Annotated in this window: 23 protein-coding genes; 10 read left to right on the top strand and 13 right to left on the bottom strand. The window is 51.2% G+C overall.

Features of this window, described 5'->3' with window-relative positions; all coding sequences use genetic code 11:
* The 8 genes from H144_RS0129835 to H144_RS0129800 all read left to right on the top strand — a co-directional run bounded on the left by H144_RS0129835 (position 1) and on the right by H144_RS0129800 (position 10,831).
* Positions 1-4,344 carry a CusA/CzcA family heavy metal efflux RND transporter gene (locus H144_RS0129835; protein WP_019945803.1) on the top strand — a complete coding sequence of 1,448 codons (4,344 nt, stop codon included), beginning with the start codon at positions 1-3 and terminating at the stop codon, positions 4,342-4,344.
* A gap of 4 nt (positions 4,345-4,348) precedes the next feature.
* On the top strand, positions 4,349-5,485 hold the full coding sequence (locus tag H144_RS0129830) for an efflux RND transporter periplasmic adaptor subunit (RefSeq protein WP_019945802.1): 1,137 nt from the start codon (positions 4,349-4,351) through the stop codon (positions 5,483-5,485).
* 407 nt (positions 5,486-5,892) lie between these two features.
* Positions 5,893-6,024, top strand: coding sequence for a hypothetical protein (locus H144_RS34995; RefSeq protein WP_262485424.1), 132 nt, complete (start codon positions 5,893-5,895; stop codon positions 6,022-6,024).
* Positions 6,024-6,113 (top strand): universal stress protein, encoded by a 90-nt coding sequence (locus H144_RS35230; protein WP_374754604.1) that lies wholly within the window; start codon positions 6,024-6,026, stop codon positions 6,111-6,113. The genes H144_RS34995 and H144_RS35230 overlap by 1 nt, the downstream gene beginning before the upstream one ends.
* Positions 6,114-6,322: 209 nt before the next feature.
* Positions 6,323-8,833, top strand: coding sequence for a cation-translocating P-type ATPase (locus tag H144_RS0129815; protein WP_019945799.1), 2,511 nt, complete (start codon positions 6,323-6,325; stop codon positions 8,831-8,833).
* 102 nt (positions 8,834-8,935) lie between these two features.
* Complete coding sequence (locus H144_RS0129810; RefSeq protein ID WP_157505250.1) at positions 8,936-9,457, top strand: hypothetical protein; 522 nt, start codon at positions 8,936-8,938, stop codon at positions 9,455-9,457.
* Entirely contained in the window at positions 9,435-9,980 is a 546-nt protein-coding gene (locus H144_RS0129805) for a CoA-transferase (RefSeq protein WP_169409446.1), read from the top strand. The genes H144_RS0129810 and H144_RS0129805 overlap by 23 nt, the downstream gene beginning before the upstream one ends.
* An 11-nt stretch (positions 9,981-9,991) precedes the next feature.
* Positions 9,992-10,831: a universal stress protein gene (locus H144_RS0129800; protein ID WP_019945796.1), complete on the top strand. Its 840-nt coding sequence runs from the start codon at positions 9,992-9,994 to the stop codon at positions 10,829-10,831.
* 81 nt (positions 10,832-10,912) lie between these two features.
* Here the strand turns inward: H144_RS0129800 and H144_RS0129795 are convergent, their stop codons facing one another.
* From H144_RS0129795 to H144_RS0129745, 11 genes are all read right to left on the bottom strand, one after another.
* Positions 10,913-11,734 (bottom strand): universal stress protein, encoded by an 822-nt coding sequence (locus H144_RS0129795; RefSeq protein ID WP_033403501.1) that lies wholly within the window; start codon positions 11,732-11,734, stop codon positions 10,913-10,915.
* Positions 11,735-11,745: 11 nt separating this feature from the next.
* Positions 11,746-11,973: a BON domain-containing protein gene (locus H144_RS32860; protein ID WP_033403499.1), complete on the bottom strand. Its 228-nt coding sequence runs from the start codon at positions 11,971-11,973 to the stop codon at positions 11,746-11,748.
* A 29-nt stretch (positions 11,974-12,002) separates the two neighbouring features.
* The gene (locus tag H144_RS0129785; RefSeq protein WP_026351108.1) at positions 12,003-12,848 is read right to left on the bottom strand and encodes a universal stress protein; all 846 of its coding nucleotides are present in this window, start codon (positions 12,846-12,848) and stop codon (positions 12,003-12,005) included.
* Between the two features lie 114 nt (positions 12,849-12,962).
* On the bottom strand, positions 12,963-13,229 hold the full coding sequence (locus H144_RS0129780) for a hypothetical protein (RefSeq protein ID WP_019945792.1): 267 nt from the start codon (positions 13,227-13,229) through the stop codon (positions 12,963-12,965).
* The gene (locus H144_RS0129775) at positions 13,229-13,990 is read right to left on the bottom strand and encodes a LytR/AlgR family response regulator transcription factor (RefSeq protein ID WP_019945791.1); all 762 of its coding nucleotides are present in this window, start codon (positions 13,988-13,990) and stop codon (positions 13,229-13,231) included. The genes H144_RS0129780 and H144_RS0129775 overlap by 1 nt, the downstream gene beginning before the upstream one ends.
* A gap of 17 nt (positions 13,991-14,007) precedes the next feature.
* Entirely contained in the window at positions 14,008-15,000 is a 993-nt protein-coding gene (locus tag H144_RS0129770) for a sensor histidine kinase (protein ID WP_229208035.1), read from the bottom strand.
* 150 nt (positions 15,001-15,150) lie between these two features.
* Positions 15,151-16,086: a fasciclin domain-containing protein gene (locus H144_RS0129765; protein WP_019945789.1), complete on the bottom strand. Its 936-nt coding sequence runs from the start codon at positions 16,084-16,086 to the stop codon at positions 15,151-15,153.
* A 136-nt stretch (positions 16,087-16,222) separates the two neighbouring features.
* Positions 16,223-16,948, bottom strand: coding sequence for a hypothetical protein (locus H144_RS0129760; protein ID WP_063826433.1), 726 nt, complete (start codon positions 16,946-16,948; stop codon positions 16,223-16,225).
* 148 nt (positions 16,949-17,096) lie between these two features.
* Complete coding sequence (locus H144_RS0129755; RefSeq protein WP_229208034.1) at positions 17,097-18,512, bottom strand: TolC family protein; 1,416 nt, start codon at positions 18,510-18,512, stop codon at positions 17,097-17,099.
* Between the two features lie 11 nt (positions 18,513-18,523).
* Complete coding sequence (locus H144_RS0129750; protein WP_019945786.1) at positions 18,524-19,852, bottom strand: HlyD family secretion protein; 1,329 nt, start codon at positions 19,850-19,852, stop codon at positions 18,524-18,526.
* Entirely contained in the window at positions 19,833-21,413 is a 1,581-nt protein-coding gene (locus H144_RS0129745) for an ATP-binding cassette domain-containing protein (protein WP_229208033.1), read from the bottom strand. The genes H144_RS0129750 and H144_RS0129745 overlap by 20 nt, the downstream gene beginning before the upstream one ends.
* Positions 21,414-21,663: 250 nt before the next feature.
* Between H144_RS0129745 and H144_RS0129740 the strand changes: the two genes are divergently transcribed.
* A complete protein-coding gene (locus H144_RS0129740) occupies positions 21,664-22,344 on the top strand; it encodes a TetR/AcrR family transcriptional regulator (protein WP_019945784.1) in 681 nt (226 codons plus the stop codon).
* Positions 22,345-22,421: 77 nt separating this feature from the next.
* On the top strand, positions 22,422-22,811 hold the full coding sequence (locus H144_RS0129735) for a VOC family protein (protein WP_019945783.1): 390 nt from the start codon (positions 22,422-22,424) through the stop codon (positions 22,809-22,811).
* 43 nt (positions 22,812-22,854) lie between these two features.
* On the opposite strand, the gene H144_RS0129730 is transcribed toward H144_RS0129735, so the two are convergent.
* Both H144_RS0129730 and H144_RS0129725 read right to left on the bottom strand, forming a co-directional pair.
* Entirely contained in the window at positions 22,855-23,511 is a 657-nt protein-coding gene (locus H144_RS0129730; protein WP_019945782.1) for a flavin reductase family protein, read from the bottom strand.
* A 1-nt stretch (position 23,512) separates the two neighbouring features.
* The gene (locus H144_RS0129725; protein WP_019945781.1) at positions 23,513-24,232 is read right to left on the bottom strand and encodes an SDR family NAD(P)-dependent oxidoreductase; all 720 of its coding nucleotides are present in this window, start codon (positions 24,230-24,232) and stop codon (positions 23,513-23,515) included.
* Positions 24,233-24,839: the final 607 nt, after the last annotated feature.

Here is a 24,839-nt window from a genome sequence, read left to right as displayed (position 1 = left end):
ATGCTGAACAAAATCATCGCTTTCTCGGTAAAAAACAAACTGATAGTCGGGCTGCTGGTCCTTGCGCTGATGGGTTATGGCAGCTACGAGCTGACCCGGCTGCCGATCGACGCAGTACCCGATATCACCAACAACCAGGTGCAGGTGATTACCATTGCACCATCGTTCGGTGCTACCGACATCGAAAGGTTGGTTACATTTCCCATCGAGCAGGCCAATAATAACATTTCGGGACTGAAAGAGATACGTAGTTTCTCGCGCTTTGGCCTTTCCCTGGTCACGATCGTTTTTGAGGACGATGTGGATGTGTACTGGGCGCGACAACAGGTCTCCGAACGTCTTGGCAAAGTACAAGGGCAAATTCCCCAGGGCATCGGCACGCCGGAGCTGGGGCCTATCAGCACCGGGCTCGGCGAAATTTACCAGTATGTGGTGCGTGCCAGGGAAGGCTATGGGCACCGCTACGATGAAACCGAGCTTCGCACGATTCAGGACTGGATCGTCAGGAGGCAACTGCTTGGCGTGAAGGGTGTTGCGGAGGTGAGCAGTTTCGGTGGTAAGCTCAAACAATATTCAATAGAAGTGGATCCCGCCAAACTGCTTTCGATGGGGTTGAATATCAACGACATATTTACCGCTTTACAGGAAAACAACGCCAATACCGGCGGCGCTTACATCGAAAAAGGTCCCTCGGTGCTCTACATCCGTAGCGAGGGGCTTGTGGAGAACCTGGAAGATATTGGCAGCATTGCCGTCAGAAACCTGCCCGACGGACAGCCGGTGTTTATCCGTGATGTTGCCGAGGTCAAGACCGGCTTCGCCACCCGTTACGGGGCCATGTGCTACAACGACCAGGGTGAAGTTTCGGGGGCTGTCGTAATGATGCTCAAAGGGGCCAACAGCAGCGAAGTGATACGCGCGGTGAAACAACGCGTGGCACAGATCCAGAAAACACTTCCCGAAGGTGTAGTGATAGAACCTTTTCTGGATCGCACCAAGATGGTAAACAATGCCATCGCGACCGTTGAAAAGAACCTGCTGGAAGGGGCATTGATCGTCGTTTTCGTGCTGGTACTCTTTCTGGGAAATCTCAGGGCGGGCCTGCTGGTGGCGTCAGTGATTCCATTGGCCATGCTTTTTGCCGTCATCATGATGAACGCCTTCGGCGTCAGTGGCAACCTCATGAGCCTTGGGGCTCTTGATTTCGGACTGATAGTTGACGGTGCCGTGATCATTGTCGAAGCGGTAATGCATCAGATCGCTAAGAGCACACATTTTTCAGGTACAGACCGGCTCACGCAAAGCCAAATGGATGAGCAGGTCAACGAATCGGCCGACCGCATGATGAACAGCGCCGTATTCGGGCAGATGATCATTTTAATTGTCTATCTGCCCATTTTCACTTTGCAAGGCATAGAGGGAAAAATGTTTAAACCGATGGCGCAAACCGTGGCTTTTGCCCTTCTGGGCGCATTCCTGCTGTCGTTAACCTACATTCCCATGATGAGCGCTGCGTTTTTGAGTAAAAACGTGCGCCACAAACCCAACTGGTCAGATCGGGTTATCGAGAAAGTCTCTGCGGCTTACCTGGCTGCGCTCGAAAGGCTCCTGCGTGTGCCCAGGCTTGTGATAATTTCCGCATTGCTGCTTTTCGCGGTGGCGGCTTTTACGCTCACTACCCTGGGAGGCGAATTCATACCCGCGCTGGAAGAAGGGGATTTTGCCGTCGATACGCGTGTGCTTACAGGCAGCAGCCTCGCAACGACGATCGCGAACACCACCAAGGCGGCACACATCCTTAAAACCCGCTTCCCGGAGATAGAAAAAGTGGTTACCAAGATTGGTAGCGGCGAAGTCCCTACCGACCCGATGCCTATGGAAGCGAGTGATATGATGGTGATCCTGAAAGACAAAAGCGAATGGACATCGGCAAGCACCTTTCCGGAGCTTTCGGAAAAAATGGGCGACGCATTGCAGGAGGTACCCGGCATCACGGCCGGGTTTCAGTATCCCGTGCAAATGCGTTTCAATGAGCTGATGACCGGCGCGCGCCAGGATGTGGTTTGTAAAATATTCGGGGAAGACCTTGACACGCTGGCGTTATACGCGTCCCGCCTGGGCAGGCTCGTCAATCAGGTGGACGGTGCGCGGAACCTCTACATTGAAGCCGTATCAGGCCTGCCACAGGTCGTGATACGGTACAACCGAAATACCATTGCCCAGTTCGGCCTCACCATCGGGGCGGTGAACCGCATCGTTAATACCGCCCTGGCTGGCCAAAGTACAGGGATGGTTTTTGAAGGAGAAAAACGCTTTGATCTGGTCGTCCGGCTTAGTCCGGCCCAAAAAAGGAATATCGCCCGGATCCGCGACCTGCCGGTACCTGCGCCCGGTGGAAATCAGATCCCGCTTTCACAACTGGCCGACATCCGCATTATGACGGGTCCCAATCAAATCCAGCGGGAGGATGCCAAGCGCCGCATTGTGGTGGGCTTTAACGTAGCCGGACGCGATGTGCAAAGCATCGTGAACGAACTTCAAGCAAAAGTCGGCCAAAACTTGCAGCTGCCGGCCGGCTATTACGTCACCTACGGCGGAGCTTTCGAAAACCTGAATGCGGCCAAAGCACGGCTGATGGTCGCCGTACCGGTGTCGCTCGTGCTCATCTTTGTGCTGTTGTATTTTGCATTCAACTCGGTGCGCGACGGACTGCTTATTTACTCGGCCATCCCGCTATCGGCTATCGGGGGGATTTTCCTGCTTGCCTTACGCGGAATGCCGTTCAGTATTAGCGCCGGGATCGGCTTTATCGCGCTATTCGGTGTGGCGGTATTGAATGGAATTGTACTCATAGCCGAATTCAACCGGATTCGTAAAGCGGGTGAAAGCTCCATACAGAAGGCCATACTTGAAGGTGCCGGCCACCGGCTTCGCCCGGTTCTGATGACCGCATTTGTCGCGTCACTGGGCTTTCTGCCAATGGCGGTGAGCAATGGCGCCGGAGCAGAAGTACAACGGCCACTGGCTACCGTCGTAATCGGTGGCCTTCTGGTCGCGACCGCGCTCACATTGTTCGTCTTACCGGTGCTCTATATGGTATTCGAAAGCCGGTTCCACCTCAAAGCAGGCGCTGCTGTCCTGCTGATCTCCGCTTGTCTGCTCGCACCCGGTCACGCACAGGCGCAAAAACAGGTCGGCTTGGAAACAGCAATCAACCTGGCGACGAAAGGCAATAGTCTGTTGAAAAGCGAAAAGTTACGGGCAGACTACCGGCAGGCGCTTGTAAAAACGGCAGTGTGCCTGCCGCAAATGACCGTGAACATAGAGGCAGGGCAGATCAACAGCGCCTACACCGATACGCGGTTTGCAATATCCCAATCGGTGTTTCTTCCGGTGGTTTACCGGCGGCAGCGTTCGCTTTTGGAAGCGGAATTTGAAGCTGGCGTGCTGCAAGCCTCCGCCACCGCGCTCGACCTGCGGCGCAACGTCATACATCAGTTTTATACATTGCTTTACCTCAGACAAAAAGCACGGCTTCTGGCCTCGCTCGACAGCCTTTTCAGCTCGGTCGCCGCGCGCGCGAACGAACGCCTGGCCCGGGGCGAGACCAACGTACTCGAAAAGACAAGCGCTGAAATGCAGCTCGGGCAAATCAGGCAGCAACGCAGGCAGCTGGATACTGATCACAAACTGGCGCTTATCACATTCAACCTGCTGCTAAATGGGTCGGAACCGCATGAACCGCTCGACGGGCCGCTTGTCTTTTCTTCAACCGTATATACGGACACGGCCAAATTATTATCGCACCCCTATATGCAGCTGGCCGGCCGGCAACAAAATATTGCCGGCGCGGCTATCGCCATTGAAAAAGCGAGGCTTTTACCCGAACTAAGCCTGGCCTACAACAACATGAGCATGCGCGGTACCGGTGCGGATAATAAAACGTACAATGGCTGGCCGCGCTTTCAGGCTGCGCAGTTGGGCGTAGGAATACCTGTTTTCGCAGGTGCACAAAAAGCGCGTATCCGTGCAGCGAAGATCGCGGGCGAGGCTACCCGGGAGCAATATCAGATTCAGCATCAGCAGTTTACGGCCCGTTACATGGCAGCGCTTACGAATTACCGGCAGCTGCTCGAACGAGCCCGCTATTATCAGGATTCCGCCGTCCCCAATGCCGAGATAATTGTCCTGACGGCGACCCGCCAGCTTGAAGAAGGCAATATCAATTATCTGGAATGGAGCCAGCTGATCGCACAGGCTACTTCGATCAGAAGCGATTACCTAGATACGATCGCCAACCTGAATCAAAATGCCATAGAACTGGACTATTTCCTTAGCCAATAAATGAATGACGACTATCAAATTGCTCCTTTACACCACGCTGGGTATCCTGCTGGCCTCCTGCACAGCTAAAACAGCCGACCAGGAGTCTGCCGCCCAAATGCCGGCACAAGAAAACGTCGCTAAACTGACGCAGCAGCAAATCCGCAATGCGGGGATTGTCATGGAGTTTCCGAGAGTGACGCCGGTTTCATCCGTACTACGACTTAATGGCAAGATCGATGTGCCGCCCCAAAATATGGTATCGATCAGCGCGCCGCTTGGCGGGTATCTGAAATCCACTAACTTGCTGCCCGGAATGCATGTACGGAAAGGACAGGTACTGGCGGTGCTGGAAGATCAGCAGTACATTCAGTTGCAGCAGGATTATCTGTCGGGCTGCGCGCGCATCAAATATCTTGAGACCGAATACGAACGTCAAAAGAGCCTAAACATCTCTAAATCCGCGAGCGACAAAACCTATCAGCAAGCCGAGGCCGACTTCCGGGCCCAACAGGCGGCAGTGAGTGCTTTGGCCGAAAAGCTCCGGTTGGTGGGCATCAATCCGCGCCAACTAAGCGCTGACCGAATCTCGCGCAGTGTCAACATCTATTCACCGATCTCGGGTTATGTGTCACGGGTTAATGTCAACATCGGTAAATACCTGGCTCCCACCGAGGTGCTCTTCGATCTGATCAATCCGTCGGATATCCATCTGGCCCTGAAAGTTTTTGAAAAAGACCTTGACAAGATCCGCAAGGGCCAGAGCGTGCTTGCATTTACCAATTCCAGACCCGAACGGAAAATTCCGTGCGAGGTGATACTGGTAGGCAAAGATCTATCTGCCGAACGCACAGCCGAAATCCATTGTCACTTTCAGCAACACGAGCCCGACCTTTTGCCCGGCACATTTATGAACGCGGAGCTTGCACTGGAATCCCGCCATGCGACCGTCCTGCCCGATGAGGCCATCGTCAGCTTTGAAGGAAAAGAGTACATATTCATCCCGGGTAAAGATGGGTTTACCATGACTGAGGTACAGACGGGCAACAGCGACAACGGTGTGACAGAAATCCTCGCCCCTGTTTGTCTCCGTGACACGCATTGTGTCATTAAAGGCGCCTACTCACTGCTGATGTTTTTGAAAAACAAATCCGACGAATAAGGTCTATCTATTCCGGTATTATACCACCGACGCGCTTGACAAACCGGGGCCAAAGGCGTCAATCATGTTGTCAACAATCTGATTGTAGCGGAAGAAGAATTTGCATTCTGAGTGATAATGAAACTAGAAAAGGCCAGTCTACTGACCTTTTCTAGTTTTATACGGGATCTTTCCTCGCTAAAACTGGTAGCCTTTCGCCATCAGCAGATCATTGACAGCCCACTTAATTCTTCCATCATTTAGCTGATTGAAATACAATGGATTCATTTTCCAGATGAGGCTATCTGCCTTTGCCCACTGGAAGGTATTGTATTGATTAACGGGATTGCTCTTTTCAACCATGGTAAACTCTAATCGCGGGGCTGCACCCGATGAGCGTCATCGCCAGAATAGCAAGTGCGGTCCGCATGATCTTGGAAAGTCTGGTGCTCGGCGATCTGGCCGCATATTATGAGCTTTCCGAGTACAGCGTTCATGTTACCCATGCGTCTACCGAGGAAAAGGCGTGCTCAAATTCGCCGCCCGCATCCCAGGCCTGATGATCGCCATGGGGACGCACCGCTACACAGGCTTGACTCACCTCATGCTGGGAAGTGTGGCCGAAAATGTGATCAAACCACACCCATGAGGCTGTCTGGACCTGCAAACTTTCCGAACATGCCTGAATCCAAAATTGAATGCATAACTAACCTAAACTAAAAGCAGAGCCGCCAGGGATACCGGCGGCTCTACTTTTAAATACCCCGCGGCCGCTCAGGGATGACGCGCAGCTTCCGCTAAACTGATTATGGTCAGTAAAATAGTCTCGAATTCTACCAACCTTTATCACTTAACGTAATGCCTGTGAAAGATCCCGTGAAATACAGTGGCCTTACCTCCGATCAGGTAGAAGCCGCCCGCAAACAGCATGGGCAGAACTTGCTCAAAAAGCCGAAATCGTCCGGACTCTGGTTTATCCTGAAAGCAGCATTAGCTGAACCGATGCTAATGCTGCTGGTGGCCGCAGCGGTGATCTATTTTTTAATGGGCTCAACCCGGGAAGCGGTCATCATGCTGGTGGCGATCGGGCTGGTGGCAACGATCTCTATTATTCAACAGAGCCGGACACGCCGCGCATTGGTCAGTCTGGAAAACTTCACCAGCCCGGCATACCGCGTTTTTCGTGACCAGGCCTGGACATTGCTTAAAAGTGAGGCATTGGTTGTAGGCGACATCGTTGAGCTGGAAGAGGGAACGCTCGTGCCGGCAGATGCAACCGTATTGTCAGCTGACGATTTTTCGGTCAATGAATCGATCCTGACCGGCGAGTCCATGCCGGTCTACAAACTCGAGGGTAGCCCTGCCGACCCGCTATTTGCCGGAACGCAAGTCACTTCGGGCCAGGCCGTCTGCCGCATTACAGCGGTTGGCGCAGCTACCCGACTTGCCGACATCGGCAGCAGCATTGCTTCCATTCCGGCTACCGAATCAGTTTTACAAATCCAGATCCGGCGTCTTGTCAGGGACATGGCTATCATCGGGGCGGTCATATTCGTAGCCGTTTGGGCAATCCGGTTTGCGCGGTCGGGCGACCTGCCGGAAAGCCTTTTGGGCGCATTGACATTGGCGATGAGCATTCTGCCCGAAGAGATCCCGGTTGCTTTCACCACCTTCATGGCGCTAGGTGCTTACCGGCTGATGAAAGAGGGCATTGTGGTCAAGCAAATGCAAACCGTGGAAGCACTCGGCAGCGCGACAGTGATCTGTACTGACAAAACCGGGACACTTACCGAAAACAAAATGTCGCTTTGCGGGATGTTCGTGCTCGACGGGCGGGAGCTTGTTACAGACTTTTCCTTCCTTTCTGCGGGTGCCACTCAGCTGCTCTGCCATGCGGCGCTGGCCAGTGAAATAAGCCCGTTTGATCCCATGGAAGCAGAACTGCACCGCGTCTTTGAAAAGAGCTCCCCTACCGGGCTACCTGCATACGACGGGCTGACGATGCTGCTGGGCTTTCCGCTGGAAGGCAAACCGCCGATGATGACCCATATCTGGCAAGGCAGAGAAAAGGAGCGAATCATCGCCATCAAGGGTGCTCCGGAAGCCTTGATGAATGTCTCAGTACTTTCTGCCGAAGACCGCGCCAGTTTGCTTAATGCCATTGACACCTTTACATCCAAAGGCTTCCGGGTGCTGGCCGTGGGAAAATCAGACTTTCAGGGCACGGATTTTCCCGAGAGCCAGCAAAGCCTGCCGGTTCAAACCCTTGGCCTGGTGGCGTTTTATGACCCTCCCAAAGCCGGGATGAAACAGGTCCTGGAATCGTTCTATCAGGCTGGCGTGAAGGTCAAAATCCTGACGGGGGATAACCCGGTAACAACCGCCTACATTGCCCGGCAAATAGGTTTGCGCGGCACCGACCGCATCGTAACAGGTGAGCAGATGATGGCCCTCGATGATAATGCTCTACTGAAAGAAGTCGATACGATCACCGTTTTCGCCAGGATGTTCCCCGAGGCTAAACTGCGCGTGATCCGGGCTTTGAAAGCGCAGGGTGAGATCGTTGCGATGACCGGCGACGGCGTCAATGACGGCCCGGCCTTAAAAGCGGCAGACATCGGGATTGCCATGGGACGGAAGGGCACCGAGATCGCCCGGCAAGCCTCGGCTCTGATCCTGCTCAACGACGATCTGGGCGGGATGGTCACCGCCATCGAAAGCGGCAGGCGCATTTACGTCAATCTTCGGAATGCTATCCGGTATATCGTTGCGATACACACCCCGCTGATCCTGCTCGTATTTCTGCCCCTGGCGCTCAGCTGGACCTACCCGGTTATCTTCGATCCGGTACATATCATATTTTTTGAACTGATTATGGGCCCCACCTGCTCGATCGTCTATGAGAATGAGCCGGCCCGCAAGGGACTTTTAAAGGAAAAACCCCGCCCGGCCACAAGCAGGCTTTTCGGTTTACATGAGCTGGCATTCAGCATTTTGCAGGGAGTTGCGATCACGGCCGCCCTGATACTGATTTACCAACTTGCTATAAATGCCCATCAGCCCGAGGACACCACCCGCGCCATGATTTTCATTGGCCTGATCTCGGCCAACCTTGCCCTAACTATCACGAACCGCTCCTATCAGGGCAGGCTTGGAGAATTGCTCAGAGCAGGCAACAAACTGATATTCTTTACGCTTGCTGTTACCATCCTGTTCACTGTTCTGATATTTCTTCTCCCGGCTGTTTCGGAACTGTTCCGGCTTTCGATGCCGGATACGGGAAAAGTTCTTTTCAGTATCGGCTGCGGTATGGCCTCTGTTCTGTGGTTTGAAATCTATAAAATGCTCATGGGCAATGCTAAAACCTGACACAGATCATATTCCCGGGTAAGGCCAGTCAAGTTTTTCAAGGCTACATATCGCTTATTTTGAGGAAGTTAAATAAGGCCAACCACTTAGACAGCCAGCACGATGGATTCACTCAAATTCTTTGACATGGTCTCCTGGGGCTTTTATCTTAGCTGCAACGCGATGGCCATCTTCTTAATCTGGGCAAGCAAAAGCCGCCCAGCGCTGGCCCGCCTCATCCTGCTGCTAATTTTCTTATTCGCTGCGGGTTTCAATGCCTACACCGCACTGGACGCACCATGGAACTACCAGGATTTTGCCGATAGCGCCATGCCGATTTACAAGCGGTTTATACTCGGCGCTTTCCTCCACATCATCACGCCGATGGTTCTCACCATAGCCATTTGCCAGCTGTTGATTGCGCTGGCCATGACTGCCAGGGGACAGTTATTCCAAGCGGGCTGCTGGGCGGGAATGATCTTCTTAGTCGCTATTGCCCCTCTGGGACTATACGCAGCCTTTCCGATGCCCTTGCTACTTGCGTCGTCTATGCTGCGCCTGATCAGAACCGAGAGTGGCCGCCCGGCAAATCCGAAATCTGTCAAATTAAAAACCAAACACCATGCCCGACACATCCCGAATTAAATATACAGCCCTGACGTCCCGAATTATGTCGGCCCGGCAGGCGGCCGCGCTCATCGGTGACGGCATGGTCGTCGGCGCCAGCGGGTTTGCGCGCTCAGGTGACAGCAAAGCGGTACTGGCCGCGCTGGCAGAAAAGGATGCACGTGACCACACCCGCATTACGCTCATGACCGGGGCTTCGCTGGGTAATTCGGCAATCTTTGCACAGCAGGCCCGAAAGGTGATCATCGAGATCAACGAGGCGGTGCCTGTCGGGATCCATGGCATCCACGATGTATTTCTGCCCGAGGACCCCACCGGCAGGGCTCTATACTATCTGAGAGGACTGGACCCAAGGCAAAAAGCACAGGCCATTCTCAGAAATTGCGTCCATCCCGATTACTATGACGACCTCTCCGGTTATTTCCTGCGTGCCTGCCGGCGCGGTGTCCACACCCCTCACCTGCTGGAAGAAGCATTCCGGCTGCATGCCAACCTGGCGGCAACCGGTTCAATGAAAACCCGCATTCTACAATCCATTTAACAGTATTTACTATGAAAAACATCCGCTTGGTGATCGATGCCGGTCACCTCAATACCCATCACGTACAGTTCGCCTGCTATCTGGCCTCGCTGACCCGGTCAAGGCTCACCGGAATTTTTCTGCAAAATACCCCCTACCAACAGCTTCCTGAAATGAAAGTCGCGTTAGGGACGCCTTTTGCAGAGACAATTACCATTAGTGACCTACCCGATTTCGAAGAAAAGCAGGCACTGCTCCGCGAGAACGAAAGCACTTTCCGCGCGATCTGCGAACGGCAGGGCGTACACGTAAGCGTGCACGAGAACCCGCACGAACCGCTTGAACAGATTCTGGCAGAAAGCCGCTACGCGGATCTGATGATTATCGGCAGCGATCTGGCATTTGAGCCCTGGGACGAGAAAAAACCCAGCGCATTTCTCAAAGATGTGCTTTGCGCTATCGAATGCCCCGTCATGATAGCGCCCGATGTATTCGAAGGCGTTGAGGAAATTGTTTTTGCGCACGATGGCAAGGCGGCCGCCGCGCATGCTATCAAACAGTTTTCCTATCTTTTGCCCGAGCTGGAAGACTGCCGGCTAACGATCCTGCGCGTGGTGGATGAAGTCGCGCAGGACGACCCCGACGAGGGCAAGCTCGCCCGGCTCGTCAGCGCGCATTACTCCAACGCGCACTTTAAAAAGCTTTACGGCAAGCCCAATTCAGAACTTTTCGCCTTTTTGATGAACAAGAAAAAGACGCTGGTAGTCATGGGATCCTATGGCCGCAGCACGTTTTCAAATATGCTCACACCGAGCACTGCCGATCCGCTGATCCGCAACCTGAACCTGCCGGTCTTCATTGCACATCCATGAGCTCGATTTTGAAATAGGGCACAGAAAAGAAGGGCTGAATAACAGCCCTTCTTTTCTGCCGGTAGGTCATTGTGATAAGGTTTAAAGTGATGAAGATACCTGCCGGTGGCTAAGCTGGAAGGTATAAACTGGTATTTTGGCATGATTGACGATATCGGCCGCGACGCTGGGGCGGAACAGATGCGCTGGATCGGCGTTAGTCAATGTTCCCATCGCAATCAGGTCTGCACCGGTCTGGGTGGCATATCTGATGATACCATCGGCAACCGATTCGTTAAATATCACCGAGTTGGTATAATGCGGAAGCCCAAGTTGCCGGCTATAATCTTCAAGCAGCTGCATAGCCGACTGCTCGCTTCCGGCGGGATTAGTCTCCACATGCAAAAGGTGAAACTGCCCGTTAGGAAAACCGGGGATTCTCTCCATGCATTCCCGAAGTTCTGCGGGATCGCGATCAATATCGATAGGGACGACAATATCCCGAAGTCCGGTAAGGTGCGGGCGCTGTGGAACGGCAAGAACAGGAACCGGGGAAACACGAACGATCCGCTCGGCATGCGATCCCATAAAGACTCCCTCCCACCCCCTGGCACCTCTGGTACCGGCAATGATCAGGTCGATGCAATGTGTTGCGACCGCCGCCAGAACAACATCTGCAAACCGGCCTTTTTCACGTAAAGGATGTATTTTAACTTTTGAAGGAAAGGCCCCGCACCATTCTGCCGGCTGACGCTCCGCTTCCGGGCCATGAACGGCAGCCTGCATGGGATCTTCTACGGCGAGAATGAATACTTCGAAAGGCATTTGCCAATCAAATGTGGCACAAGCTTCCAGTGCTTGCCTGCACGCCTGCGAATAGTCGCAGGGAACCAGAATTCGGAATGCAGCAGCGGAATTTTTCATTAATCAACGACTTACCTGCGGGGATAGGTCAGATTATTCGTGATCCGGCAAACACCGGCTACGTTTTCAATCCGGGACTGAACCAGCTCGCGATCTGTTTCAAAGTCGACATGCCCGTCCAGGAATACCCAGCCGTCGTGAACGCTCACCTGAATGTCATGCTCATCGATGCGGACATCGCGGTGGAGAATGTTGCAGATCTGCTCAGCGATAGCAAGATCGGGAATACAAGTTGTCATAATAGATCAGGCTAATGGTTAATACTAGCTTATTGCATTACATAGGTCCAGACAGGTTCTGCCAGGTGGTTGACCACCTCTTCGGCCACGCTCCCTTCGGTAATATGTGCCAGGCCTTTGTGCCCGTGCGTGCCCATGGCAATGATTGAATTAGGGATACGGCGCGCATATTTACGGATACCTTCCTGAATATTGAGGCCCCTGCTTACATGGATGGTGTAATCCTTTAATCCGTAAAACAGGGCATAGTCTTCCAATTTGCGTTCAGCCTCTTCGTTGGATTCCATCGTAAATGGGAAACCGTTCACGTACAGCAAATGCACCACCGCTCCGAATAATGACTGCAGCGCCTTGATTTGCTCAACGAGCGGTTTCTGGTCGAGCTCCATGCTGGTCGGGAAAACGATATTTTTGACCCAATCCAAATGAAACGGGCCATGAACGGCCATCACCGGCACCGGCGATGCCCGCACGATCTTTTCGGTATGCGAACCGATGAAGAACTCCTTGAACCCCGACGCACCGTCCGTACCCATGATCACCAAATCGATCTTCTCCCTTGTGATCACATCGCAGATGACATCGTTAACGTATCCGGTTTCCAGCAGGAGCTCTGCCGAGCCTGAGGGGCGACCGGTCTTATTTTTCATTTTTTCAAACTCTTTCTCGCTGTAAGCGATCCACTCGTCGATCATCGAGATCGGGTCGATCGCCATGTAAGGCTGCCCCGGCATCCCGTTTCCAAAAACCTGACGGGCCTGCATTACTTTTAATACAAAAACATGACCGTTACAGGCAGCCGCCATTTCGACTGCAAACTGAAAGGCGTGCTTCGCTGCTGCCGAAAAATCACAGGGAACAAGTATTCGTTTCATAGGATTGGTATTGATGGTTTGACTAAGCTACCGGTTGGGTTATACACCAGCGCTAAATTAGTCCTCGGCGTTTTGCGCCGGGATGACACCAGGCATGACAGAATATGACATTGCTCAGCGTTGCCCGGCCCTTGTGCCGGCTTGAAAGAACCGCACTTTCAGCATGGCGGCAGTAACCACGTACAACACAAGAATCCCAGCGATCCACGCCGTTTCTTTCAAAAAGATTTCGGTAAAACCCATTTCGCTTGCCAGCGGGGACACCGGAAGCAAAATCGTAGCAAGCAGCCCCGTGAGTGTCAGCCAGAGCAAAGCGTTGGCTGGCCTGCTGCTCAGAAAAGGCTGGCGTGTCCTGACCACCAGCAGGCCCCCTAATCTCATTAACTATCAAGCCAGTCTTTAAAATCCTGGCTCTTGTACTTGCTGACATAAATTTCCTGGTTGAACGCGGGTTTGAGGAATACCTGTAAGCGGCTGCTCAATAGCGATTTTACCTTTTGAATAGCCTCGATCCTGGCAATGACCTTGCGATTTATCCTGAAAAAAACGCTGGGATCCAGCACTTCTTCGAGGCTTTCAAGGTTGCTGTCAACCAGATACTTCTTGCTGTCATTGGTTACCAGATACACCACGCGGTCGTCAGCGTAGAAATAAGCGACTTCATCGGCGTTTTTATAATGCAGCGTATCGGCATATTTGACCAAAAACCTTGCCTTATATTTCTTTGTGAGCGTACGCAGGGTGTCTCTCAGTTTTTCCATATTAAGACTGTTTGCTACGCCCCTAGTGTTTAACGCCTCATATTTGGCCAATGCTCTGCTCAATTCGTGGTTATCGAGCGGTTTGAGCAAGTAGTCGATGCTGTTCATTTTAAATGCCTGCAGCGCGTAACGGTCGTAGGCGGTAGTAAAGATTATCGGGCAGCTGATGTGAACGCGCTCAAAAAGACCGAAACACAGGCCATCAGACAAATGAATATCAAGAAGCAACAAATCGGGCTCGGGATTTTCAGCAAACCAGGCGGCGGCCTCCTGGATCGATTCAAGCGTCCCCAATACTTCGGCTCTGGGATTACATTCGAGCAGAAGCTGCGCTGCCCTGGCGGCAGAAAGCGCTTCGTCTTCTAATATCAATACTTTCATAAATCGTTGACTGCTGACTAATACCCATAACTTCCGGACATAGGACGGCTGCTATCGGGTTCCATATGAATGAGTGGGATAGTTACACTGAAAAACAGCTCGGTACGTTCGACCTGTACTTTGTCTTCGCCCAGGAAATCGTACCGTTTAGCGATATTGGTCAGCCCAAGGCGTGTAGAATCCTCATCCTCCACAATTTTTACCTGTAAATTGTTTCTGACGGTAATCGAGTCGTTGTCCAGGCAAAAAATCTCGATGTGCAGCGGTCGTGTTTTGGAAACTACATTGTGCTTAACCGCATTTTCGACGAGCAACTGTAACGATACCGGTAAAATATATGCTGAAAGACAGCCTTCCGAAATATCGATACTGACACTTAAACCGGCTTGGAAACGGGTTTTAAGTAAATAAAGGTAAGATTCAATAAATGATACTTCCTCCCGCAGCTGAATGAGCTCCTTCTCATCACTTTTGAGAATATACCTGTAAACATTCGAAAATTCCTTAACGAATTCGACCGATGCAGCTGTATCGCTGGCTATCAGAGCCGTAAGTACACTGAGGTTGTTGAACAAAAAATGCGGGTTTACCTGGTTGCGAAGCGACTGCAGCTGTGCCTGACTGGTAATTCGTTTGTAATGTTCGAGCTGCTGGCGGCTCACGTCAAGGTGATGGACATACAAAAAAATTACATGAATGGTATTTAGAAACAGGTTGACGCGGAAACAGAACATTAACAGCAGCTTGACAGGCAAAATCCACGTGTGCCAATCTGAGGAAAGTACCGAATAAGCTGTGGTTACTCCTACCAGCAAGGCTACCACACCTGTAATCACTATACTACCACCAAGGTTGTACGCAACCCGCTTCCACAAAGTGGCGATATCGCTCTCCCCCAGCCATTTGTCCCAGAGCCGGTTACCTTCCCAAATACCCGCAGTCACTGCCAGGAAAACTAAGAAAATCACAGATTTGTCGATCCGGATATGGTAATAATCAAAGGACTCCAACAAGAGCGTATTCAGGAACGAATAGGCACCTAGCAGGAGAATGAATATAAACCGGAACCGACTGCTGAACATGGTGGCGACAAATAGAAAAACGATGGAACAATGACAGGCACCGAGATTCCGTACCTGCCATTGCCGACTAAATACAACTTATGGCATCAAGACCTTATCGATGACATGGATTACCCCGTTTGTCGCCAGGATGTTGGCTGCGGTAATATTCGAGGCTCCGCTTGTTTTACCCACCACTTTCGGTTGGCTAGCCAAATCGAAAGTAAGTGTACTATTGGTGTTGGCCGTCGCAACCGGCCCTGTCACATTGGGCAAGTCGGTCGAAAACACACGGTTGGGAAGTACGTGGTACAGCAGCACGCTGGTCAGCAACGTTTTGCTCGCTGGTGCGAGCAGCGTGGCTTTGGGAGTCGTTTTGTAAAGCTCGCGGAATGCAGCATTGGTAGGCGCAAATACCGTCAGGCCGCTGGATGCAGACGACAACGCAGTGATTACAGCTGGATCCGCTACTAATGCAAGGGAAACCAGCTCGGAGAAATTGGTATCGGCCTGCGCCAGCTGTACCAGTGACTTGGTTGGCGGAACAATCACATTGTCGATTACGTGGATTAAGCCGTTTGAGGCAGTTACGTCGGTGGCCACCACTTTAATGTTGCCGTTGATAAACACCCCGTTGGAATTTTTGGAAAGGTAAATATCATTGCTGGTGTTGACAGTTTTCACCGCACCGCTTTTTACATCAGCCGCCTTTACTGACCCGCTGATCACATGAGAGGTGAGAATGGGCGTTAGTGCTTCTTTTGATAAATTATTCAAACTTGTTATCCCTGTCTTCGTGAAGGCTGCATTATTCGGTGCGAAGACCGTGAATGGCCCCGCGCCTTTCAGGGTGGCAACCAGCTCTGCTTTGGTTAGCGCAGCCACTAAGGTAGAAAATTGCGAATCGGCGGAAGCGACAGTGGGGATATCACCGGCCGCAGGCGGAACAGTTGTATTGTCGTCATCGTCATCGTTGCAAGATGCAAGCGAGAGTACAACCATTGAGGCAAGCATCCATGTTTTTAGCGTTTTCATTGATGTGAAAGATTTGTTGGAAATAATTGAGTTTAGTAACTATCACAACAACCAAAGGACATCTCATCTTCGTTCTTTGCCCAGAGTCAATAGGAAGAACCCAGCCCTGAATGGAACAAAACACTGAACGGATGGATTAGAATGAAAAGCCGGCGCGCAATGTCAGGCGGTTAAAGTTCTCGGTAATGCCCACACCGCTCTCGGTTACGGATGACCGCTGGTAGCGGTAACCCATAGCGATGGTAAAGCCAGTGTTGCCATTAAAGAGTATTTTCAATCCCAGGCCAGCGGCACCAGTAGCCCCTCCACCGAACCGCACGTCGTCTAAGTCGTTTGAGGTAGCATTAAAGCCATATCCCGCCTCAGCAAAATAGAACGGGATTTTGGTTCCCTTTTGCACAAAGTCCCCTCGCAAGCTAACCACCAAGGGCACGAAAGTCTGGACCGCGTACAGGTCGGCGCCAACCCCCAAGCCGGTATAAATCCATTGATTGAATTTATAACCGTTGGTGATTTGAAATGAGAAAGCGGAAGTGGTCACACCATTCGAGGCCCGGTTGCTCATTGCCAGCGGTCCGAGTTCGGTATAGTGCACAAATCCGCGTTTCCTGTACCTGACATTCGGGTCGGTCGCCTTCTGGAAAACTACACTGTCAATCTCGGATTTTGGAAATGCCCAAATACTGCTGTCGTAGGTTTGTATTTTCACAGTATCGGACCCTTGCATGATCCTGCCAACGATAGCCGAGCCTCCTTTCAGGTACAAAACACCTTCCTTGCGCTGCTGGCAACAGGCTGAGACTACAAGAAAAAGTACAAGCGTTAGAGTCAAAAAGACAAATTTCATGGTAGAGAATTTCATAGCGGTTAAGGTTTCTTTGTGAGAGGTCAGATTCGCATCCGGCTGGCAGAAAATTTAGCAAACAAACAAGACAAATTACCTTTGGTACTGATTCGGAATAAGTCATTTTTTGAAGTATTTAGGCCACACCCACAGAACTGGCTGCCCATTAATTTAACAGGCCCGCCGTCCATTGCACGGCGTAGGCCGTTTTAAAAAACTTCGCTTTCAGTTCTATGAGCTTTTGTTGTGCTTCAAGCACTTTGCTCTCGCGGTTATTGACCAGAAACAGTGAGCTTTCACCATTGCCAAGCCGCGTTTGCTCGGCTTCGAACAGCTTCCGATAGTTGGCATAGTTTAGCAATTGCAGGCCTATCTGCTCTTTCAAAACCGAATATTCATTGTGGTACTGCCTGATTTTCAATTGCAGGTCAAGTTGTTTTTGGGCCTGTTCCAGGCGGGTCTCCATGATTTTCAGGCCGGCTTTCCGGTATTCGCCCCGCCCGGCCGAAAGCCGCAGCGGTATTTCCAATTTAAAACCATACTGGTAATTATTTCCCAGGAAAGAGGATTCGGAAATACTCGAAAACGCATTGTAACCTTTGCTGAGATGGTTGTAGCGGAAATCGGCCTTTGGCAACAATTCCTGAAATTTCAATTTTTTTTCCACGTCCAACGCCCGCAGCTTGTAGTCATACACGCGTAATGCGGGGTGTGAATTTTCTGCGATCGTCAGCAAGGCATTCAAATCCAGCTCCATATCTTTCAATGCCTGCTGATCGTCCCAAGTGGCGGGCGGGGAAATCGTTTCGGGCAGATTATAGGGGGCCCCCGAATCGGTCCACAGGAAGCTGGAAAGCGCCAGACCGGCGTTGCGGAACTGCATGCGGTACTGTGTTTCCTGGTACTGGAAACTTTGCAGCTGCGCCAATGCCTCCACCGTATCGATGGCCGCGCGTTCCCCGTTTTCGAATGCCTTCCGCACGAGACCCAGCCTTTCCGCATTGATGGCCACGGCGGTCCGCATGACCTGATAGACATTGTAACTGCTCACCCAGCCCCAATAGGCTTCCATGGCATCCATGAGCAAGTCGTTGATAAACAGCCGTTGCTCGGTTTCGGCCATAGAGGTGAAAATCCTGGCCTGCTTCAAATAAGCGCGCCGCTTGTCCATCAGCAGGTCTTTGGCCAATGGAATGCTCGCGCCGATGAACGAGGATTGCCCTTTGGACATCGTCGGGTCGAGGCGCTCGCCGGTATAGTTGTCGATCCCGCTGTACACTTCGATGCCGTACCAGGTAGGGATCACGATTTCGGGTGAAGTGCGGTTATAATATTCCACGCCGCCAAACCGCTTGCGGGCGACGTAGGCACCCAGCACGGGATCAAAGCCTCCGCGGGCCACCAGCAGATCGGCCTGGGCCTTATCCACATGAATGCGCGCCTGTCGGGCCACGGGATGGTATTTGCGCACGAGCTCCAACACCTGCACGCCGCTCAGCGTGCGGGTAGAATCCTGGGCAAATGCCGGTCCGAAGAGTGCCGTTACCACCACCAATGCGAGTTGGATTGCTGTCTTTCTCATGGGCTGCCGCTTCATTTTTCTTTACCTTTTGCGGCCGGCTCTTTGAGCATGTAATAGTCGGGCGGGAAGCCGTTGATATTACGCCAGAGTTCGTACCATACCGGCACATCTTTCAGCAATGCAATGGACTGCGCGCCAGTGCCGAGTTTCAGCTGCTGCGGCCACGGGCGGTCGGAGGCATCTTCGGCTACCAGCACCCTGAAAAGACCGTTCGGACTGATCGTGTGCTCATAGGCCACCACTTTACCACCAAAAGTGCCGTAACTGTTTTCGGGCCAGCCGCTGAAAATGATCGCGGGGAAGCCGTCGAACATGAACCGCACTTTCTGCCCGACGTTGATCAGCGGCAGGTCCACCGGGCGTACAAACATTTCCACCGCGTATTGCGTGCGCGTGGGTACGATTACCGTAATACGTTCGCCGTCTTTGAGGATTTCGCCGATACCGGCCTTGTTGGCCTGCACGATCTGCCCGTCCTGCGGCGCGGTGATAATATACATGCCGTTTCGGATCGTGTAGTTGGTGACCTGGTTTTCGAGTTTGGCCATTTCGCCCTCCCCCGAAGCGATATTGCTCAGGCTTTGCAACCGGTCCCCCTCAGCCTTGCTGATCTTTTCGGTGTAATCCTGCTCCACGCCGTTTTGCTCTATCTGTGTGATCAGGATTTCCTGTCTGGTCTGCGCCACCTTGTTTTCGGCCGTCACGCGCTTGGCCATGGCGTTTCGGAATGCAGCATTGCGCTGCTGCAACTGAGTTTTTGAAACGAGTCCTTCCTGCTGCATTTTTTCCTGGCGTTCGTACTGGTCTTTGGCCAGATTGAATTCGTTATTAGCCGCTTCCAGTTCCGCCTGCTCGCTGGCCAGTTTGCTGTCGAGCTGGCCGAGTTTGTTTTTCAGCTGCTGGATCTTAATCCTTTTCGACGCTTCCAGGGCCTGGATCTGAGCAGCAGCAGTAGCCGCTTTGCCTTTATAATACCGGATAGAGCCCTTTTTCGCATCCACCTGCTGCTGGGTGCGGTCTACGAGATTAGGGTCAAGGTAATCTTCCTTGATCTCCGACAGCTGGACGATCGTGTCGCCTTTCTGTACAAAATCGCCCTCTTTGACATACCATTTCGCGATGCGGCCCGGGATCGGGGAGTTGATATCCTGCGGACGCTGCTCCTGGTACAAGCTCGTAATCGAGCCGCGCGCCTTGATATTCTGCGTCCAGGGCAGAAAAAGCCCTAGTACGAGGATGATCATGATTCCGTAGAACCAATAGCGGACCTTGCTTTCGTGCCCGCGCATGTAAATCGTGTCAAACGATTTCAAAGGGATTTTATAGTTCACCTGATCCATTGTCGAAGTTCTCCGTTAGAGTTGCTGTACCGTCGCTAAGCACAATCTTATAATCGCACGCTTCCAGAAAAGCCTGATCGTTGGCCGCCACAATGACTGTCGCATTATTGGGCCTGCTGGTGAGGTATTGCCTCAACTTCTGCTTTTCATGTCCAGCCAGCCCGTCCCACGGGTCTTCGAGCAGAAGCAATAAAGGTTTGTTGAGTAATGCCCTGAGCAGCGAAATGCGTTTGATATAATGGCCAGGCAGGTTCTTCCCATTGGGCGCTACCTGCGTCTGGAATCCTTCGGGGAGCTGATCGAGGAAACCGGAAAGTCCGCTCTGCTCGGCCAGGTCGATAATTTCCTGAGAGGTAATGTGGCTTCGGCCATCGATAATATTATCCCAAACTGTTCCCAGAAAGACTTCACGCTGGTTGAGATAAAGGCCCATTTTCATCCTTAGCGCACCCAGCCGGTAATTACTTAGCGGCACCTTATTGAACAGCAGCGAGCCCGAAAACTGCTGGTAATGCCCTGCCAGAATTTTGAGAAATGTCGATTTACCCAGCTTGCCAGCGGTGGAAATGGCTACCAAACTGCCCGCTGGAATCTGCAAATTGATGCCATTGAATATATTCCGGTTGTCGGGAAATGAAAACGAAAAGTTGTGCAGCTCAACGGCAACACCTTTCGCAGCCGCATCCATCGAAAGCGCGCCGTCCTGCTCATGGAGGTTTTCGGTCACTGACGCGAGCTTTTCGAGGCCGGTTACCACGTCGTAGACGCTGTCCAGGTTAACGATCAGTTTCTCCACCGCATTGATCACCGCAAGTACAACGATCTCGGCGGCAATGAATTCACCGATGTTCAGCTGCTGGCGCAGCAAGAGGAATGCACCGCCGACCAGCATGGCCGTAGTGATGGCCACTTTTGTAAACACAAGGGTTTTGTATTGGAATAGCAGCACCGAAAAATGATCAGTCCGGGAATTCAGGTAACGCTCTACATATACGTCCGTGCGGGTGAGATTGAAATGCGTGTCGTAGCTGAGCTTGAACGGATTGATTACCCTGGCCATTTCCTGCAACCATGCCACGGTTTTGTATTTATGGACACTTTCCTCAAGAGAGGTCTTAAGGCCATTGGCGCCAGTCATGCGAAAGATCAGGGTAAGCATGAAGATCAATGTCAGACCGAATACGATAAAAAACGGGTGGTAAAGCGCCAGCAGGATAAGGCCGAAAATAATCTGAATGCTCGCCGCAGGTACGTCAAGCAATAGTTTTGACAGCCCTTTCTGCACATTCAGAACGTCGAAAAATCGGTTGACTTTTTCGGGCAGATAAAACTTGTCTGTTTTAATGAGGTCGAACCGCGGTATTTTGTCGGCGAACTCGAAGGCGTAGCGGGTGAAGATTTTCTGCTGGATCTTTTCGATGATCCTCATCTGGTTGATCTGCATGAGTCCTACCACCACCACGCCAGCAACGACAAGGGTTATCAGTACATAAATGGAAGTGACCATGGAGGCCCCTAGCACAAACCCGATGATTGCCTGAATTCCTAGGGGTAGACTCAAATTGACCAAGCCGCTTAGCATTGCATAGAAATACACCGCTATGATGTCCGACCGGTCAAGTAATATCAAATCCCATAGTCGCTTAAAGGGGTTTACCTTTTTCATAATTCTTAATTGGGTCCATGCAAATATAACATCACTAACCAAGATAATAGTATTACTATTTTATAATGTAGCAAAAATTTTTTTTCGGGTACATTCACTATTACTGATACGCATTTTGCTATTTTAGCGTGACAATTGGTTGCGTATGGATTTTCATGTTAGTTTTCATTTAAATGGGAAGGTTTTCCTGAAAGACCCCGAAAGTAGCGAGGTAGGCAAACAGCTTGTTAAGAGTGCAATAGAGCTGATCTACGAACTTGGCTTCGAGCATTTTACATTCAAGAAATTGGCGATCCACGTAAATACGACGGAAGCGACGGTTTACCGGTACTTTGAGAACAAACACCGGCTGCTGCTCTACATCCTGAACTGGTATTGGAGCTACATGGAATTTCTGGTAATGTTTAACTTACAGAACGTGGCCGATCCTGCGCAAAAGCTGCATGTAATTATCGAGCTACTCACTCAGGAATTGCCTCAGAGCGCGGGGGCACTAAACTATAATGTAAAATTTCTGAACCAGATCATTATCAGTGAAAGCAGCAAGGTTTATCTGGTTAAGGAAGTAAAGGAGATCAACAAGTTCGAGGTTTTTAAACCCTACAAGGACCTATGTGGCAGAATTGCTCAGGTGATCACCGATTACAACCCCTCCTACCCTTACCCTAGATCATTAAGCAGCACATTGATCGAAACCTCTCATTACCAACAGTTTTTTTGCCGGTATCTACCAAGACTTACTGACAATAAAACAGGGGATGATCGCACTTTTGTTGTCAGTTTTTTAACAGATCTGCTTTTTAAGAGTATAAGCAAGATCGACTAAGAAATTCTAGGCGGTCTGAGGTCCAGCCGCACTATTGGGCGATCTTTTTGTTAACTCCGATCAAACAACCTGTGAATATGAATATCGCTCTGGTCAGTGTAATTGTTGAAGATTATGACGACGCAATCGCATTTTATGTCAAAAAACTCGGTTTTGTTTTGCTTGAAGACACACCCATTAGCAACACTAAGCGATGGGTGCGGGTTGCTCCTAACGCTGCGGCCGAGTGTTCGCTGCTTTTAGCCAAAGCTACTTCTGCGGATCAGGCCACGCACATTGGCAATCAAACAGGGGGGCGGGTGTTTCTCTTCCTGAATACAGATGATTTCTGGCGTGATTTCAGACGCTTCGAAGCAAATGGCATTAAGTTTGTTCGCCAACCAACCGAAGAAATATATGGAACAGTGGCCGTTTTTACTGATTTATACGGTAATCTGTGGGATCTCATACAGCCCAGGAATCATTGACGTGCCGGCAATCGGTGAAGAAAGTACTTATTAATTCTATTGTCTAGCCAGCAGGATCATCGGCCTGAAAAATCTCGTGAGGACTAGTGTCTGGTTTCGCATAAGAAAGCCTTGCCACTGCTTGGGGGAGAAAATAGGCGTCTAGTCCGGCAACGGTCATCGTATTTGCTTTTCCGTGGTCGATTGTCCCGTCCTGGCCGATAAGCCCATCTGCCGTCAAAATCTTAACAATTTCGCCGATCACAATGGTAGTGCCATTCAGAGGAATTTCGATGATTTGACGAAGCTCCAAACCAATCTTGACGGAAGATTGGTCCACAAAAGGTGCTGTAAAGCTGTTGACAAAATGGCGGTCAAACCCACACAGCTCGAATTCGGAAACTCCGGACGGATAGCTAGCACTTGTTTGGTGCGCCTGTTTATAGAATTCGGGCAAAACATTGTTGAGCGTAAATTGGCCCGTGGCTTTTATATTTCGCAGGGTATCATTGTGCGAACGCTCCGGGCGCATGACAAAGCCCACTAGCGGGGGATTGGCGCCCAGGTGGAACGCGGAACTGATCACGCACAGGTTCGAAGCGCCATTGGCCGCGATTGTCCCCAGCAGGTTAAGCGACTTGTAACCTACGGCACTGTTTATGAGGTTTATCCGGTAATGCTTTTCCAGTCCAGCAATTTTTTTGCTATCTATATTTTCCATGTCAAACTTTTTTCAAATTTCCCATGCCGCCATCAACGCCAATAACCTGTCCAGTCATCCAGCTACTTTGGTCCGACAATAAAAAGGCGATCGCGCCACTGATATCGGCCGGCTGCCCAAACCTTGCAAGGGGATGCCGCTTAGCCGACGCCTCGCGCTTTTCAGGTGAATTTAGCAAGCTTTGTGCCATAGGCGTCTCTGTCAGCGATGGCGCAACGACATTGACCCTGATCTTCTGTGATGCCAATTCAGCGGCAAGTGATAGAGCCATACCTTCAACTGCCCCTTTTGCCGCCGAAATACTAGCGTGATAAGGCATACCCGTCCTGACAGCTACCGAACTGATTAGCACGATTGAGGCCCCTGACGCGTTTTTTAATTGTTTGAGCGAATGCTGGATAACTTTGACCGCACCCAAAACGCTGAGCTGGTAATCGATTAGAAAGTCATCGGCCGAAAGTCTGCCAAAAGGTTTCAGGTTGATACTGCCTACTGAGTAAACCAGGCCATGCAATTGTTCGGGCAAAAATGCGGTGATTCCATCAAGATCACCTGTGACGTCCGCCTGCAACTGCCTGACACTACTCGCTAAGCTGGTTGATAAGCTCCGGGAGACACTGTAAACAGACGCATTGTTTTGATGCAGCGATTGGGCCAGCGAAAAACCGATTCCCGAACTTCCTCCAACGACCAATATATTCTTTCCTGTAAAATCGATCATCTGTTATCTTGGTTTAGGCTTGAATCATTCCACATTACTACCAAAGTTCTCCAGCGGCCAAACTGTCTGTCCCACAATTTTGCAACGCATTTAAGAGCCCGGTTGATCGTATAGGCCACTTATTTGCTAAGCCATAGCGAAGACTTTGCACCGCACGTGTCCGAATTCGTACGCCGGTCTTCGACAAAAGCTTAGTATGGGCCCGCCAAGACACTATCGTAATCAATGATCCAAAGGTTGGAACGCCTAAGTTACAACAAATCCTAACACATCTTGAAAGGAGACGGGTAGGTTGCAATCCTACGTCAAATCGCACTTCGAATCCTTTGGAAAGACATGCTATTTTTGTTCATCAAGATGGCTGGGCCTGGCCTGGCTGCTTTCATGCTCATTTTTGAATATGTAGCCTTCGAAAGAGGCGTCAACATGTTTCACGAAAATCTGCCGACCTTATATCAGATGCTGGAAAGCAGGCCTGCTAACGGCATGTATGTGCAATTAATGCGGCCAGAATCACGCTAGCCAACCTATCGGCTTTTGTGAGCCGCAAAAGCACCAGAAATGTTATTACAGCTAACACATAAATGGGAGTCGTCATCGGAACATA

Origin of the sequence: Dyadobacter beijingensis DSM 21582 (assembly GCF_000382205.1) — a bacterium.
GTDB lineage: Bacteria > Bacteroidota > Bacteroidia > Cytophagales > Spirosomataceae > Dyadobacter > Dyadobacter beijingensis.
This window is presented reverse-complemented; position numbering and strand designations above follow the sequence as displayed.